Here is a 13963-nt window from a genome sequence, read left to right on the forward strand (position 1 = left end):
GCATGGCGGCTTTCCAGGATATCCAGCGGCGCCAGGTCGCCGACCCGGTGGTCGCCGCCGAGGGCGTCGCCATGGCCTTCGGCAGCAATGCCCTGTTCAGGGACGTCACCTTCAGCGTGGCGCGCGGGGAAGTCTTTGTCATCCTTGGCGGCTCGGGCTGCGGCAAGTCCACCCTGCTGAAGCTGCTGATCGGGCTGTACCGGCCAACCGCCGGAAAGATCGGCATCCTCGGCGAGCCGCTGATGCAGACCCAGGGCGCGGCGCGGCGGGAGCTGCTGACCCGGCTCGGCGTCATGTGGCAGTCGGGCGCGCTGTTCGGCTCGATGACCCTGCTGGAGAACGTCATGCTGCCGCTGGAGGCGCATACCGCGCTGCCGCGCGCCGCGCGCGAGCAGGTGGCGCGCGTCAAGCTCGGCCTGGTCGGGCTGTCGGATGCCGCCAACCGGCTGCCGGCGGAAATCTCCGGCGGCATGGCCAAGCGCGCCGGCATCGCCCGCGCCATGGCGCTCGACCCGCCCCTGCTGTTCCTCGACGAGCCCTCCGCCGGCCTCGACCCGATCACCTCGGCCGGGCTGGACCAGCTGATCAAGGAACTGGCCCGCGACCTCGGCACCACCTTCGTGGTGGTGACGCATGAGCTGCAGTCGATCCTGGCGATCGGCGACCGCTGCATCATGCTCGACAAGGCCGCCCGCGGCATGATTGCCGAGGGCGATCCGCGCGCTCTGCGCGACCACGCGACGCATCCCACGGTGCGCGCCTTCTTCCGCCGGGAGGCGCCCGCCGCATGACCAGCTCCACCAGCCTCTATGTCCGCGTCGGCGCCCTGATCCTGGTGGGTCTCGCCCTGGCCCTGGGCTTCGTCCTGTTCCTGACCGGCGGCCGGCTGACCCGCTCCACCCTGGTCTTCGAGACCTATCTGCAGGAGAGCGTCATCGGCCTCGAGGTCGGCGCCCCGGTGCGCTACCGCGGCGTGCAGATCGGCCAGGTCAGCCAGATCGGCCTGGTCAATGCCGAATACCCGCCCAGTAGCCGCAACCAGGCGATGGAGGCTTTCCAGCTGGTGCTGGTCCGGCTGGCGCTCGACCCGCAGAAGGCGACCATCGACACGCCGGAGCGGGCCGAGGCCTCGGTGCAGCGCGGGTTGCGCGCCCGGCTGTCCAGCCAGGGCATCACCGGCGTCGCCTATATCGAGCTCGACTTCGTCAGCCCGACCCGCTTCCCGGCGCGCGAGGACCTGCCCTGGCAGTCGGCCTATCCGGTGATCCCGGCCATGCCCTCCACCGTGGCGCAGGTGCAGAATGCCGCCGAGGCGATCCTGGCGCGCATCCAGAACGCGCCGCTGGAGGAGCTGATGGGCGACATCACCGAGATCGTCGCCCTGGTGAAGGGGCAGCTGCAGAATGGCGACGCGGCCAGGGTGCTGGCCGAGGCCTCGGCCACCATGTCCAGCCTGCGCCGCACTGCCGAGGGCACCGACCTGCCCGGGCTGGTGGCCGATCTGCGCGGCACGGTGACCGAGCTGCGCGGCCTGGTGGGCGGCCCCGAGGCGCGCGCCACCCTGGCCAATGTCAGCGGCGCGGCGGAGGAGATGCGGCGCAGCCTGTCCCGCCTGCCGCAGGCCATCACGGCGCTGGAGCAGACACTACGGACCGCCCGCAACACCACCCAGGACGCCAATGCCGACCTGGCGCCGCTGCTGCGCGACCTGCGGGCGGTTGCCGGCAATCTGCGCGATACCACCGAGGCGCTGCGCCGCGCGCCCGGCCAGGCGATCTTCGGCGCACCGCCGCCGGCGCCCAACTACCGCTGAGGAGGGCTCGTCCCATGAACCGCCGCTTCGCTCTGCTGGCCCTGCCGGCGCTGGCCGCCTGCAGCGTCCTGCCCGACCGCCCCTATGTCGAGGTGCGCCGCTTCCCGCTGGTCCCCGGCCGCGATCCGGCGGCGCCGATGCCGCCGCGCAGCGGCCGCCGCCGCGTGCTGCTGGTGCGGCTGATGCGCGCGGCCCCCGGCCAGGACAGCCGCGGGTTGCGCAGCCTGCGCGCCGATGGCACCGAATCGCTCGACTACTACGCCGAATGGAGCGCCCCGCCGGCCGAGCTGGCGGAGGAGGCGCTGCGCCGCTGGCTCTCCGCCGGCGGGCTGTTCGGCGCCGTGGTCGCGCCGGGCACGCGGGCGCGCGCCGATCTGGTGCTGGAGACCGAGCTGACCGCGCTGCTGGCCGATCTCGGCAGCGGCCAGGCGCGCGCCGGCCTCTCCGCCGTGCTGCTGCGGGAAGGCGAGGGGGGGCCGACCCTGGTGACCCAGCTGGCGGTAACCGGCACCGCGCCGATCCCGCCCGGCCCGCGCGGCCCCGAGGTGCTGGCGGCGGCGATGACCGACGCCTTCGCCGCGGCGCTCGGCGCGCTGGAGCGGGGCCTCGCCCCCTTCGCCTGATCGCGCGGGCGCCTGCTCCCGACAATTTTCGCGGGCTTCCCTGGCCGGCCGGAAGGCGGCGCCAGGGGAGGGCGGGAGCCTTTTTCCCCTTCTATCCGTTTGTAAAAAGAAGATTTCTGAGCGCTCGGCCTCGCGCGGCTGTGCTGCACATCCCTGCGAGGATTCTTGAGCGCCTGCTTCTTTCGCTCACGAATCCGTGTGGCCTTTTAACCAGGCGCTTACCTCTCATCGGGTAATTCTCACCGCGTGAGACAAGCCGAGGGCCTGGATAATTTCATGCGACAAGCCGGTCGTGCCGCCGATTGCTGGGACGAAGTCTGGGATGCCTACGAGGCCCGGAACCGCCCTTCTGCCAGCCCCGAGTCGGTGCCCGACCCGATCCATGCCGGCCCGGCGCGCCGGACCGGCCGGCCAGGGCGGATCGCAGCGCTCCTGCTGCTGCTGCCACTGCTCGGCCTCCTGCTGCTGGCCGGTCCGGCCCGGCCGGTCGCCGCCTTCGCCGGGCTGGTGCTGAACAACAGCCCCGCCGAGCTGCTGGCCGGGCTGCCCCTCGCGCCCGGCTTCCGCATCGCCGCCGAGCCGCGCCGCGCCGCGCCGGAAGGCGGCGACGCCTCCCGCTACATGGCCATGCTGTCGGAGGAGCTCTCGGCCGGCTGGCAGGACCCCGAGGCCCTGCGGCGCGTCGTCGAGGCGCGCCAGGCGCCGGCGCCGCTGCTGCGCGACGCCACGGTCGTCCCGCTGGAGCGGCTGCGGCAGCGGCAGCTCACCGGCCTCTACAGCGCCCGGCTGGAGCTCGCCCCGCGCGAGGGCGCCGGCAGCCTGGGGCTGGACCTGGCCTGGCGCGACGGCGCCTGGCGCGTCATCCGCATGGCCTGGCTGGGCTGAGCCGCCCGGCCGGCGACGCCGCCCCGGCAAAAAAAAGCCCCGGCCGATCCGGCCGGGGCGGTTGGCCTTCCCAGGGGAAGGGCGAGGCTCAGAAGCGGTAGCGGACCGCGGCACCCACGATCCAGGGATCCAGATCCGCCCGCGCCCCGATGGCGCCGCCATTGACCGAGACGTCGGGCCGCAGGAACAGCTTCTTGACGTCGAAATTGATGCCCCAGCTCGGGCTCACCTCGTAGTCGACGCCCATGTTCAGCGCCCAGCCCCAGCTGTTCTCCACATCGACCTTGGTCACCGGCGGCGTCCGCCCGCCGCCCTCGTTGTAGAACAGCGTGTAGTTGATGCCGGCGCCCACATAGGGGCTGACCCGCGACTGCGGCAGCGGATGGTACTGCAGGGTCAGGGTCGGCGGCAGCGCCCAGACCCGCCCCAGATCGACATCGCCCAGCGCCGAGCCGCGCACCCGCACGTCATGCCGCGACGTCGCCGCGATCAGGTTCAGCGCGATATTGGGCGTGACGAAATAGGTGACGTCGAGCTGCGGGGTCACCGTGTTCGACGCATCCGGCTTGCCGCCGATCGCATCCACCCGGCCGCCGCTCTGCGGCAGCACGCCGATGGCGCCGAACCCCACCACGATGTCGCCCGCCTGCTTGCCACGCAGCGGCTCCTGCGCCATCGCCGGCGCCGCCGCCATCGCCAGGACTGCCAGGGCGCCACAAACCGTCTTCTTCACGACCGCAAACCTTCCTTTCAACGTGGAAGGGGGTCTACCGCCGCCGGCAAGACGAGACCTTGATCTGGATCATTCGGAAGCAAGGCCGGGGAAAGAATTTCCCGGGCCCCTTCTTTTTTCTATTTCACAAGAAACGAATACATCATTCGGGCTTGATGCCGGCGACCTGGATCACCTGCCGCCAGCGCGCGATCTCCGCCTGCTGGAAGCGGGCATAGGCCTCCGGCGTGTTCGCCACGATGGTGAAGCCGATCTGCTCCAGCCGCGGCTTCACCTCCGGATGCTGCAGCGCCTCGGCGACGGCGGCGTGGATCTTCGCCTGCAGCGCGGGCGGCATGCCGGCCGGCGCCATCACCGCCTGCCAGCTGGTCACCACGAAGTCGGACAGCCCCGCCTCGGCCGAGGTCGGCACCTCGGGCAGGATCGGATGCCGCTGCGCATCGGTCACCATCAGCGCCTTCAGCCGGCCCGACTGGATATGCGCGGCCACCGTGCCGAGATTCTGGAACGACATCTGCACATTGCCGGCGATCAGGTCGGTCGCCGCCGCCGCCCCGCCGCGATAGGGGACATGCGCCACGTCGACGCCGACCCGCTGCTTGAACAGCTCGGCCGTCATCTGGTCCGAGGAGCCGACGCCGCTGGTCGAATAGCTGGCCTTGCCCGGATTGGCCTTCAGCCAGGCGATCAGCCCGGCCGTGTCGGTGGCCGGCACCCGCTCCGGATTGATCACCAGCACGTTGGGCGTCGTCACCGCCAGGGTGATCGGCGCGAAATCCTTGACCGGGTCGTAGCCGAGGTCGGGGCGCAGCGCGGCATTGATGGCATAGACGCCGATCGAGCCGACCATCAGCGTCTGCCCGTCCGGCTCGGCCCGCGCCAGCACGCGGCCGGCGATCTCGCCATTGGCGCCGGCCCGGTTCTCGGCCACCACCGTCTGGCCGATGGTCTGGCTCATCCGGGTCGCGATCGCCCGGGCGACGATGTCGCTGGGCCCGCCGGCGACGAAGGGCACCAGCATGGTGACGGGGCGGCTCGGCCACACGGCCGGTTGCGCCAGCGCGCCACGCGCCCCCGGAATCAGCGCGAGCGCGGCGGCGCCCAGCAAAGGACGACGGTTCATCGGACTTCTCTCCCGAACATTCTTATACTTGTCCGATAACATGACATGGACGGGAGGTGGCTTTCAATCCATGCCGGCCGCGCCGCCGGCCCTGTCTTGCCGCTCTCGCCGGGGGACGATAAGCCGGGCGGCGACCAACAGGGTGAGACCATGGCGACCGACCTCGACATCGCGCGCGCGGCCAAGCTGCTACCGATCCAGGAGATCGCCTCCCGCGCCGGCATCCCGGCCGAGGCGCTCGAGCCCTATGGCCGCTACAAGGCCAAGATCGGCCTCGACTTCCTGCGCGCGCAGGAGGGCAACAGGCAGGGCGCCCTGGTCCTGGTCACCGGCATCAACCCGACCGCCGCCGGCGAGGGCAAGACCACCACGACCGTCGGCCTGGGCGACGCGCTGAACCGCATCGGCACGCGCGCCATGATCGCGCTGCGCGAGCCCTCGCTCGGCCCCTGCTTCGGGGTCAAGGGCGGCGCCACCGGCGGCGGCTATGCCCAGGTGCTGCCGATGGAGGAGATCAACCTCCACTTCACCGGCGACTTCCACGCCATCACCGCCGCCAACAACCTGCTGGCGGCGATGATCGACAACCACATCTACTGGGGCAACGAGCTGGGCATCGATGCCCGCCGCATCTCCTGGCGCCGCGCCATCGACATGAACGACCGCGCGCTGCGCAGCGTGAATGCGGCGCTCGGCGGCGTTGCCAACGGCTTCCCGCGCGAGGACGGCTTCGACATCACCGTCGCCTCCGAGGTGATGGCCGTCTTCTGCCTGTCGAAGGATCTGGCCGATCTGCAGGAGCGGCTGGGCCGCATCATCGTGGCGCAGTCGCGCGACGGCCGCAGCATCACCGCACGCGACCTGAAGGCCGATGGCGCCATGGCCGCCCTGCTGCGCGACGCGCTGTCGCCCAACCTGGTGCAGACGCTGGAAGGCTCGCCGGCGCTCGTCCATGGCGGGCCCTTCGCCAACATCGCGCATGGCTGCAACAGCGTCATGGCGACGCGGCTGGCGCTGCAGCTGGCCGATGTCGTGGTCACCGAGGCCGGCTTCGGCGCCGATCTCGGCGCCGAGAAGTTCCTGGACATCAAGTGCCGCTCGGCCGGCCTCGCCCCCTCGGCCTGCGTCGTGGTCGCGACGGTCCGCGCGCTGAAGCTGCATGGCGGCGTCGCCAAGTCGGCGCTCGGCACCGAGGATGTCGCCGCCGTCGAGCGCGGCATCGCCAACCTCGCCCGCCATGTGCAGAACATGCAGAAGTTCGGCCTGCCTGTCGTCGTGGCCCTGAACAAGTTCACCTCCGACACCGACGCGGAAGTCGCGGCCGTCCGTGCCGCGATGGCGAAGCTCGGCACCGAAGCCATCCTCTGCACCCATTGGGCCGATGGCGCGACCGGCGCGGAGGAACTCGCCCATGCGGTGAAGCGGATCATCGCTTCCGGGGCCGCGAAGTTCGAGCCGCTCTACAACGATCACCTGTCGCTGACCGGCAAGATCGAGACCGTGGCGCGCGAGATCTACCATGCCGCCGGGGTGTCGATTCCCCCGCCCGTCGCGGCGAAACTGAAGAAATTCGAGGAGGCCGGCTTCGGCCATGTCCCGGTCTGCATCGCCAAGACGCAGTATTCCTTCAGCGCCGACCCGACGCTGATGGGCGCGCCGGAGGGCCATGTGCTGCCGCTGCGCGAGGTGCGGCTCTCGGCCGGCGCCGGCTTCGTCGTGGCGATCGCCGGCGATGTCATGACCATGCCCGGCCTGCCGCGCCGCCCGGCCGCCGAATCCATCGGCCTCGACGCCGAGGGCCGCATCGAGGGCCTGTTCTGAGCCTGCTGCAGCGGGCGAGCGCGCTGCACGCCGCCGGCGACCTGCCGGCGGCCGAGGCGCTCTATGCCCGCATCCTGGCGCAGGAGCCGGACGAGCCCAATGCGCTGAACCTGCTCGGCACCCTCAAGCGCCAACAGGGTTTTCTTTCGGTTGCCGTCCCGTTGGTCCGGCGGGCGCTCGCGCTGCGGCCGGGGGCGCCGGTCTTCCAGGCCTCGCTCGGCGCGCTGCTGGCCGAGACCGGCGCGCTGGAGGAGGCGGTTTCTCTCCTTCGCCAGGCCACGGCGCAGCGCCCGGATGACGCGCTCAGCCTGCGCAACCTGGGCCAGGCGCTCTGCGGGCTGGGCCAGGCGCGGGCGGCGCTGGCGCCGCTGCGCCGCGCGGTGAAGCTGCGCCCCGATGCCGCGGCGCAACTGGCCCTGGCCCATGCCTGCCGCGAGGCCGGCGCCCTGCCGGAAGCCCGTGCCGCCGCCGAGGCCGCCGCCCGTGACCCGGAATATGCCGAGCAGGCGCGCTTCCTGCTGGCCGCCCTCGGCGCCGCGGCGGCGCCCGACCGCGCGCCGGCCGGCTATGTGCGCGACCTCTTCGACCAGTATGCGCCACGCTTCGAGGAGGAGCTGACCGGGAAGCTCGGCTACCGCACGCCGGCCGCGCTCGCTGACCTTCTGCGCGAGGCCGGGGTGGCGGCGGACCGCAGCCTCGACGTGCTCGATCTCGGCTGCGGCACCGGCCTGTCGGGCCGCGCCCTGGCGCCTTTCGCGCGGCGGCTGGAGGGGCTCGACCTGTCGCCGCGCATGCTGGCCGCGGCCGCCGAGGCAGGCGGCTACGACGCGCTGCACGAGGCCGACCTGCTCGACTTCCTGCCCGCCCATCCGGCGCGCTTCGACCTAGTCGCGGCGGCCGATGTGCTGAACTACCTGGGCGCGCTGGACGGGGCGCTGGCCGCCATCGCCGGCGCCCTGAAGCCCGGCGGCCTCGCCGCCTTCAGCCTGGAGCTGGGCACGGTCGCGCCCTTCGCGCTGGGCGAGGGGCTGCGCTACCGCCATGCGCCGGCCGCCCTGGCGCCGCTCTGCGCCGCGGCCGGGCTGGTGCCGCTGGCCGAACGCCGCGCCGTGCTGCGCGAGGAGCGCGGGGCCCCGGTCGATGGCCTGCTGATGGTGCTGCGGCGCGCCGCGTAACACCTTACGCGGAATGCAATTTTTTGCCGCGGTCACGCCACCTATTTATGTGTTGTTAAAGAAAAGCACCTCAGATTGACGAGGCCAGCGCGGAATCTGGAGCCGGGAGAAAGGCTTCGGACCGGAGTTTCGGCGAAGCTTTTCGTTCGGGCGACCGGGTTTCCGAAGGATGCAAGACGGTGTCGACACTGGTGCTGGAATTGCGGCAGGGGGACCTGCTGGTGGTCAACGGGGCGCCGCTGCGCTTCCGCAACCGGGCGCGCATCGAGCTGACCAGCCGGGCCCGCTTCCTCTTCGGCAAGCAGATCATGACGCCGGAACTGGCCACCACCCCGGCCCGGCGGATCTATTTCGCCATCCAGACCGCCTATATCGGCAATGAGGAGGAGCGCGAGCGCGGCCTGGAGCTCGCCCGCGACCTGATCGCCGAGTTCCAGGAGGTCACCACCTCCGCCATGGTGCGGGAGGCGCTGGATTCCGCCCTGACCCTGGCCGAGCAGGATGAATGCTACCAGGCGCTGAAGCTGGTCCGCCGCATCATGCAGCACGAGGATGCGGTGCTGCGCAGCGCCGGCGGCCTGCCGGCGGCGGCGCCCGACCCGGCCGGCGTCGCGGCGGCCGGCCCCGGCGCCGCCTCCGGCGCGGTCGCCTGAGGCCTGCCGCCATGGCGACGCATGGCGATCCGTCTTTGCTGGTGGGCGCCGCGGCGGCGGGGGCCGGCACGGCTGGTGGCACCGCCACGCCGCTCTCCGCCCGTGCCGCCGAGGCCGCGGCCTTCGCCGATCTGGCGGAGGAACTGCGCGTGCTGCGCGACGGCCGCCACCCCGACCCGGCGGCCGCGCTGGCGCGGGCCGGCGCCCTGTGGCGCGCCGTGCTGCTGGCCTGCGGCGCCGAGGGGCCGCTGCCCGACAGCCTGCGCCAGGGCGTCGCCCGGCTGGCGCTGGCGATGCTGGTCGAGCTGGGCAAGCCCGCGCCCGACCTCGGGCTGATGCTCGGCATCGCCGAGACGCTGCAGGCCGGCCTGACCGACCTGAACTGAGGCTGGCGCCCCCCCCCGCCGCCCGACACCGGAGGGCGGCCCTGGAAAAAATCAGCTGGGCTGCCAGGCGAGGCGGCGCAGCAGCCATTCGCGATAGGCCAGCACCGCATCCGACGCCGGGCAGAGCGCGGCCATGATCGCCCGCGCCTCGGCGCCGACCAGGGCCGGGGAGGCGGCGCCCTCGGCCTGCGGGGTCTTCTCTTCCTCTTCCTGCCAGCGCAGCGCGGCGCGGCGCCAGGCGGCCACCGAATCCGCCGGCGTCAGCCCGGGCAGCATCAGCGCGGCGCGCAGCCGCAGCGCGGCGAAGCCGGCCTGGGCGGCGGCCAGCGCCGCCGGGCGCGTCGCGGCGCTGCTGGCCGGCAGCAGCTCGGGATGGTCGCGCCGGGCCGGGGTGTCGAGCTCCAGCCAGGGGGTCAGCCCGAACTGCCGGACGCGGGTCTGCGGCGTCGGATCGGCCATCACCAGGGCATCGGCCTCGCCACGGCCGATGGCGGCGGCGGCGGCGGTGCCCGAGAGGCCGAAGACCGGCACCGCCGGGAAGCCCAGCAGGTCGAGCGCCAGCAGCGCCGCCGCCTCCGGCGATTCGGGCCCGGCGAGCGCCAGCCGCAGCGGCTGCGCGGCGCGCGGCGGGATGAAGACGCCGCGCCCGGCCAGCACCGCGCCCTGCCAGGCGACGCAGAGCGGCAGCCAGGCTTCCGGCTCGTATTGCGCGCGGCTTTCGCCGACCAGGCGGGCATGCGCCGCCAGCCCCGGCAGCACCAGCAGGGTGCGCCCGTCGCCGGCCTCCAGGGTCGCGAAGCGGTTGGCCGCGGTGACGCCGTCCGGCCCGCCTAGCACGGTGGTGCGCAGGGCGACGGCATGCGGCAGGCCGCGCACCAGCCCGGCGGCCAGGCTGCGTGCCCAGACCGCGGCGGGCCCGCCCTCGGGACCGGGCAGCAGCAGGGTGGCGCTGTCCGGCAGCGGCGGGGCGGTGGCAAAGGCGGGCGCCTGCGCCGCTGCGGCGCGCGGCAGCCCCAGGCTGGCCAGCGTGCCGAGCGCCAGGGCGCGGCGGGAAAGCGGCGTCATGCCGGTGTCATGCCAGGGCGCCGCGGCGGGAAAAAGGCAGCGCAGGCCGCGCCGGTCATTCCCGCCCCCTCTCGCTCAGTCGTCGTAGGCGACAAGGGTTTCGACCGGCGCATCGATCCGGGCGCGGCCGTTCAGGAAGGTCAGCTCGATCAGCGTCGCGACCATCGGCACCTCGGCCCCGGCCTGGCGCAGCAGGGTGACGCCCGCCGCCATGGTGCCGCCGGTGGCCAGCAGGTCGTCCAGCAGCACGACGCGGTCGCCGGGCTTCACCGCATCGGCCTGCATCTCGATGCGGTCGGTGCCGTATTCGAGGTCGTAGTCATAGCCGATGGTGGCGCCGGGCAGCTTGCGCGGCTTGCGCAGCATGATGAAGCCGAGGCCGAGCTCCAGCGCCATCGGCGCCGCCATCAGGAAGCCGCGGCTCTCGATGCCGGCCAGCAGGGTCGGCCGGGCCGGGCGGATGCGCTCGGCCAGCAGGTCCATCGCCGCCTTCCAGGCCGGGCCGTGCCGCAGCAGGGTGGAGATGTCGTAGAACAGGATGCCCGGCTTCGGGAAATCCGGGATGCCGCGGATATGCGCCTTCAGGTCGAAGGCGGCATTGGCGGCGGGAGCAGGGGACGCAACAGAGGGCTGGCCGGGCATCGTGGTCTTTCGGTCAGGTCGGCGGGTCGGTCCCACGGGGTCGGTCCCAGGGGGTCGGTCCAGGGGGCCGGTCCCACAGGGTCGGTCCCACGGGGTCAGTCCCACGGGGTCGGGCACGCTGGCGCGGGCGCCGGGCGTGGAGGCGCGGGGGCGGGTTCGGGCGGACACTAGGCGTCCCGGCGCCGCGCTGCAACGCAACTCCGCCACGCGGCGGCTTGGCGAAAGCGGCGGGCCATGCGACAGGCTCGGCCCATGTCGCGCAAGTGGATCGCCCTCCTCGCCGCCCTGGTCGGCCTCAGCCTCTATCTCTGGGCCGTGCTCTGGCTGGGCGACCATGTGCAGCAGTGGCATTGGGCGCTGCAGATTCCCTTCTTCGTCACGGCCGGGATCGCCTGGGCCTTCCCGATCCGGCGGCTGATGTTCTGGGCCGCCGGGAAATAGGGGGACCCTTCCCGGATCCCCCGCCGCCCCCGATCAGAAGGCGCGGCTCAGCGTCGCCATGGCGCGGGAATCGCACAGCTTGGTGCCGGCGAAGCATTCGCTCTTCGACAGGTCGGTGTCGTAGTAGCCGACCGTCAGGGTGAAGCCGCCGACGATCTCGCGCGACACCGCCACCGACCAGTTGGCATAGTCCGGCGCGCCGTAGCGGGTGTTGCGGTCGATCCACTGGTAGCCGTAGCGGCCGGCCAGGGTGAAGCCGAAGGGCAGGGTGACGTCGGCGCCGCCCTCGAGATAGATGGCCGAGCCGCTCTCGTAATAGAAGTTCGGCGACCAGGCGGCGGTGGCGACCAGCTTCACCGGGTCGAGGGTGTAGCTCGCCTTGGCGATGGCCTCGACGTAGTTGTAGTCATAGCCGCCGGTCGGCGCGTCATAGCCGGGATAGGTGTAGTAGACGCCGCCCAGGTCGATGCTGGCGCCCGCCACCTCGAAGCGATAGCCGGCCAGCAGGTCGAGCTCCTGCCGGGCATTGCTGCCGGGGAAGGTCACGTTGCTGCCGAAGGCGCCGATATAGAGGCCGCTCTCATGCTGCGCGTCGAGCGTCAGCTGGATGGCCGGCCGGTTGCGGGTCTGGCTGATGCCGCGGAACAGGTAGTCGGTGCCGACGGCGGGCGTCACGGTCACGGTCGTGGCCAGGCTGTCGATCGTGGTCTGCGCCGCGGCGGGCAGGGCCAGCGGCAGAATGCTCAAGGACAGGGCAGAAGCAAGGACCAGAGATGGCTTCATGGCGGGGTTCCCTCCAGCCGTCGGCCTCGTGCCGCCGCTGGTGACCGGTCGCGAAGCAAGATCTGTGCAAGAAACCAACGACCCGGCCTGGCCGCGGCAATTTTTGGCGAAGCGCCGTCCGCCTGGGGCCCCTGAACGGAAAAACCCCGCCGGCCCGTGAGGGCGGCGGGGTTTTCGGAACCGGCCGGTTCAGTTGGTCGGAGCGAGAGGATTCGAACCTCCGGCCCCTGCGTCCCGAACACAGTGCTCTACCAGGCTGAGCTACGCTCCGTCGTCCCGGCCGATCCGCCCTCGGGGGTGATCCCCTTGGGCTGGGCCGGGCGTATAACCCCGCCTGAGAGGGTCGGCAAGGGCGCCCCTGCGCTTTTCTTTGAAGAATTCCGCGCCCGCAAGGAGATGCCGCGAAAACCGGCTGCCAAGCGGCGCGGCGCATGATCTTATCGCGGCACGCGCGGCCGCCTGCCTCCTGCCCCTGGGATGGCGTCGCCCGGGCGTCCGGGCGCCCCTGCCGGCGCCCGGCAGACGCTGGAGAATGCGGAAGAATGCGGATGACCCGAATCCTGCCGGCCAGGCGGTCCCTGGCCCGATGCGCGCTGGCCGGCGCCCTGGCGCTGGCGACCGTGCTGCCGGCCGCCCTGCCGCAGCCCGCCCAGGCTCAGGCCCAGGCTGACCCGATCGCCGAGCGCAAGGCCGGCTTCAAGCGGATGGGCGGCCATCTGGAGGCGATCAAGGCGCTGCTGGACAATCCGGCCGGGCTGCGCGCCGAGGCTGGCCGCGCCGCCGACATGCAGGCCTTCTTCACCGGCGTGCCGGCCCTGTTCCCGCCCGGCAGCGACCAGGGCGAGACCCGCGCCCTGCCGGCGATCTGGTCCGACCGCGCCGGCTTCGAGGCGGCGGCCGGCGGCGCTGCGGCGGCGGCGGCGAAGCTGCAGCAGGCGATGGCCGGCGGCGACACCAGCGCGGCGGCGGGCGCCTTTCGCGAGCTCGGCGCCAGCTGCGGCACCTGCCACCGCGGCTATCGCGGCCGCTGACCGCCGCCGGACCGGGGGGTGGGGGGCGGGGAAGGGCGGTGTCCTCCCCCGTCGCCGGCCAGGCTCAGCCCAGCCGCGACACCCCCCAGACGATCGCCGCCGCGAGGCCAGCGAACAGGGCGCCGCGCCAGAGCGGGGCGAAGCGCGGCGCGGCGGTGCCTTCCGGCAGGCGCTTGTTGCCGGTCACCATCGGCCGCACCAGGTCCTGCCGCTTGGCCAGGGCGTAGAGCAGCACCGCCGCTACGTGCAGCCCGACCAGCGCCAGGATCAGGTTGAAGTTCCAGCCATGCAGCGTGGTCAGGAAATAGCTGGTCTCGCCCGAGACGAAGCCGGCCAGCGGGCCGCGGGTGAGGATGTCGTCATCGGCGAAGAGGCCGCTGCCCGCCTGCAGCAGCAGCGCCGCCAGCAGCGCCAGCACCATCCAGCCGCCGGCGGCATTGTGGCCGATCTCGCGGTCCGGCTCGCGCCGGAACAGATGCCGCAGATGCCCGAGGGCGGCTGCCGGCGAGCGCAGGAAGCGGCCGAAGCGCGCCGTCTCGGAACCGAGGAAGCCCCAGGCGAGGCGGAACAGCAGCCAGGACAGGACCAGGTAGCCGCTGGTGACATGCAGCTCCATCCGCCCGGTCTCGGCGCTCCACCAGGACAGGCCGATCAGCCCGGCCACCAGCCAGTGGCCGGCGCGCACCCAGCCATCCCAGACCTTGACCTTCACCAGGGCCATCCCGCCGCTCCGTCCTCGTGATCCCGCGCCCGATCAGAGGCCGACGGGACACACTCGGCAAGCGCTTT

General features: G+C 72.6%; 16 protein-coding genes and 1 tRNA gene. 10 read left to right on the forward strand and 7 right to left on the reverse strand.

From position 1 onward, the window contains the following. Nucleotides 1-2 precede the first annotated feature (2 nt). The 4 genes from WFI16_RS02940 to WFI16_RS02955 all read left to right on the forward strand — a co-directional run bounded on the left by WFI16_RS02940 (nucleotide 3) and on the right by WFI16_RS02955 (nucleotide 3321). Entirely contained in the window at nucleotides 3-791 is a 789-nt protein-coding gene (locus tag WFI16_RS02940; protein WP_419896297.1) for an ABC transporter ATP-binding protein, read from the forward strand. After that, entirely contained in the window at nucleotides 788-1813 is a 1026-nt protein-coding gene (locus tag WFI16_RS02945) for an MlaD family protein (protein WP_419896298.1), read from the forward strand. The genes WFI16_RS02940 and WFI16_RS02945 overlap by 4 nt, the downstream gene beginning before the upstream one ends. Before the next feature lie 14 nt (nucleotides 1814-1827). After that, nucleotides 1828-2436: a hypothetical protein gene (locus WFI16_RS02950; protein WP_419896299.1), complete on the forward strand. Its 609-nt coding sequence runs from the start codon at nucleotides 1828-1830 to the stop codon at nucleotides 2434-2436. A gap of 276 nt (nucleotides 2437-2712) precedes the next feature. Continuing rightward, nucleotides 2713-3321: a hypothetical protein gene (locus WFI16_RS02955; protein WP_419896300.1), complete on the forward strand. Its 609-nt coding sequence runs from the start codon at nucleotides 2713-2715 to the stop codon at nucleotides 3319-3321. 88 nt (nucleotides 3322-3409) lie between these two features. Here WFI16_RS02955 and WFI16_RS02960 read toward each other — a convergent pair whose 3' ends face one another. Continuing rightward, entirely contained in the window at nucleotides 3410-4054 is a 645-nt protein-coding gene (locus WFI16_RS02960) for an OmpW/AlkL family protein (RefSeq protein ID WP_419896301.1), read from the reverse strand. A 142-nt stretch (nucleotides 4055-4196) separates the two neighbouring features. Beyond that, nucleotides 4197-5177: a Bug family tripartite tricarboxylate transporter substrate binding protein gene (locus WFI16_RS02965; RefSeq protein ID WP_419896302.1), complete on the reverse strand. Its 981-nt coding sequence runs from the start codon at nucleotides 5175-5177 to the stop codon at nucleotides 4197-4199. Between the two features lie 150 nt (nucleotides 5178-5327). On the opposite strand from WFI16_RS02965, the gene WFI16_RS02970 reads away from it, so the two are divergent. From WFI16_RS02970 to WFI16_RS02985, 4 genes are all read left to right on the forward strand, one after another. After that, the gene (locus tag WFI16_RS02970; RefSeq protein ID WP_419896303.1) at nucleotides 5328-6998 is read left to right on the forward strand and encodes a formate--tetrahydrofolate ligase; all 1671 of its coding nucleotides are present in this window, start codon (nucleotides 5328-5330) and stop codon (nucleotides 6996-6998) included. Between the two features lie 5 nt (nucleotides 6999-7003). Beyond that, on the forward strand, nucleotides 7004-8173 hold the full coding sequence (locus WFI16_RS02975; RefSeq protein ID WP_419897139.1) for a class I SAM-dependent DNA methyltransferase: 1170 nt from the start codon (nucleotides 7004-7006) through the stop codon (nucleotides 8171-8173). Nucleotides 8174-8352: 179 nt separating this feature from the next. Further along, nucleotides 8353-8826, forward strand: a complete 474-nt coding sequence (locus tag WFI16_RS02980; protein WP_419896304.1) for a flagellar biosynthesis repressor FlbT — start codon at nucleotides 8353-8355, stop codon at nucleotides 8824-8826. 11 nt (nucleotides 8827-8837) lie between these two features. Beyond that, nucleotides 8838-9212 carry a flagellar biosynthesis regulator FlaF gene (locus WFI16_RS02985; RefSeq protein ID WP_419896305.1) on the forward strand — a complete coding sequence of 125 codons (375 nt, stop codon included), beginning with the start codon at nucleotides 8838-8840 and terminating at the stop codon, nucleotides 9210-9212. Between the two features lie 51 nt (nucleotides 9213-9263). Here the strand turns inward: WFI16_RS02985 and WFI16_RS02990 are convergent, their stop codons facing one another. Together WFI16_RS02990 and WFI16_RS02995 are read right to left on the reverse strand one after the other, a co-directional pair. Continuing rightward, nucleotides 9264-10277 carry a hypothetical protein gene (locus tag WFI16_RS02990; protein WP_419896306.1) on the reverse strand — a complete coding sequence of 338 codons (1014 nt, stop codon included), beginning with the start codon at nucleotides 10275-10277 and terminating at the stop codon, nucleotides 9264-9266. Between the two features lie 75 nt (nucleotides 10278-10352). Continuing rightward, nucleotides 10353-10919: an adenine phosphoribosyltransferase gene (locus WFI16_RS02995; RefSeq protein ID WP_419896307.1), complete on the reverse strand. Its 567-nt coding sequence runs from the start codon at nucleotides 10917-10919 to the stop codon at nucleotides 10353-10355. A 252-nt stretch (nucleotides 10920-11171) separates the two neighbouring features. Between WFI16_RS02995 and WFI16_RS03000 the strand changes: the two genes are divergently transcribed. Continuing rightward, the gene (locus tag WFI16_RS03000; protein ID WP_419896308.1) at nucleotides 11172-11360 is read left to right on the forward strand and encodes a DUF2842 domain-containing protein; all 189 of its coding nucleotides are present in this window, start codon (nucleotides 11172-11174) and stop codon (nucleotides 11358-11360) included. A 33-nt stretch (nucleotides 11361-11393) separates the two neighbouring features. Here the strand turns inward: WFI16_RS03000 and WFI16_RS03005 are convergent, their stop codons facing one another. Continuing rightward, nucleotides 11394-12143, reverse strand: coding sequence for a TorF family putative porin (locus WFI16_RS03005; RefSeq protein WP_419896309.1), 750 nt, complete (start codon nucleotides 12141-12143; stop codon nucleotides 11394-11396). Between the two features lie 194 nt (nucleotides 12144-12337). Continuing rightward, nucleotides 12338-12414: transfer RNA gene (locus WFI16_RS03010), tRNA-Pro, on the reverse strand. 271 nt (nucleotides 12415-12685) lie between these two features. On the opposite strand from WFI16_RS03010, the gene WFI16_RS03015 reads away from it, so the two are divergent. After that, nucleotides 12686-13174, forward strand: coding sequence for a c-type cytochrome (locus WFI16_RS03015; RefSeq protein ID WP_419896310.1), 489 nt, complete (start codon nucleotides 12686-12688; stop codon nucleotides 13172-13174). 64 nt (nucleotides 13175-13238) lie between these two features. On the opposite strand, the gene WFI16_RS03020 is transcribed toward WFI16_RS03015, so the two are convergent. Continuing rightward, nucleotides 13239-13895, reverse strand: coding sequence for a cytochrome b/b6 domain-containing protein (locus WFI16_RS03020; RefSeq protein WP_419896311.1), 657 nt, complete (start codon nucleotides 13893-13895; stop codon nucleotides 13239-13241). Nucleotides 13896-13963 lie beyond the last annotated feature (68 nt).

Source organism: Roseomonas sp. USHLN139, assembly GCF_037145735.1.
Lineage (GTDB): Bacteria > Pseudomonadota > Alphaproteobacteria > Acetobacterales > Acetobacteraceae > Pseudoroseomonas.

Excerpts from the sequence above, each read along its gene's own strand:
- WFI16_RS02940 (WP_419896297.1), top strand. The coding sequence starts at position 3 with ATGGCGGCTTTCCAGGATATCCAGCGGCGCCAGGTCGCCGACCCGGTG.
- WFI16_RS02945 (WP_419896298.1), top strand. The coding sequence starts at position 788 with ATGACCAGCTCCACCAGCCTCTATGTCCGCGTCGGCGCCCTGATCCTG.
- WFI16_RS02950 (WP_419896299.1), top strand. The coding sequence starts at position 1,828 with ATGAACCGCCGCTTCGCTCTGCTGGCCCTGCCGGCGCTGGCCGCCTGC.
- WFI16_RS02955 (WP_419896300.1), top strand. The coding sequence starts at position 2,713 with ATGCGACAAGCCGGTCGTGCCGCCGATTGCTGGGACGAAGTCTGGGAT.
- WFI16_RS02965 (WP_419896302.1), bottom strand. The coding sequence starts at position 5,177 with ATGAACCGTCGTCCTTTGCTGGGCGCCGCCGCGCTCGCGCTGATTCCG.
- WFI16_RS02970 (WP_419896303.1), top strand. The coding sequence starts at position 5,328 with ATGGCGACCGACCTCGACATCGCGCGCGCGGCCAAGCTGCTACCGATC.
- WFI16_RS02985 (WP_419896305.1), top strand. The coding sequence starts at position 8,838 with ATGGCGACGCATGGCGATCCGTCTTTGCTGGTGGGCGCCGCGGCGGCG.
- WFI16_RS02990 (WP_419896306.1), bottom strand. The coding sequence starts at position 10,277 with ATGACGCCGCTTTCCCGCCGCGCCCTGGCGCTCGGCACGCTGGCCAGC.
- WFI16_RS02995 (WP_419896307.1), bottom strand. The coding sequence starts at position 10,919 with ATGCCCGGCCAGCCCTCTGTTGCGTCCCCTGCTCCCGCCGCCAATGCC.
- WFI16_RS03000 (WP_419896308.1), top strand. The coding sequence starts at position 11,172 with ATGTCGCGCAAGTGGATCGCCCTCCTCGCCGCCCTGGTCGGCCTCAGC.
- WFI16_RS03005 (WP_419896309.1), bottom strand. The coding sequence starts at position 12,143 with ATGAAGCCATCTCTGGTCCTTGCTTCTGCCCTGTCCTTGAGCATTCTG.
- WFI16_RS03015 (WP_419896310.1), top strand. The coding sequence starts at position 12,686 with ATGCGGATGACCCGAATCCTGCCGGCCAGGCGGTCCCTGGCCCGATGC.
- WFI16_RS03020 (WP_419896311.1), bottom strand. The coding sequence starts at position 13,895 with ATGGCCCTGGTGAAGGTCAAGGTCTGGGATGGCTGGGTGCGCGCCGGC.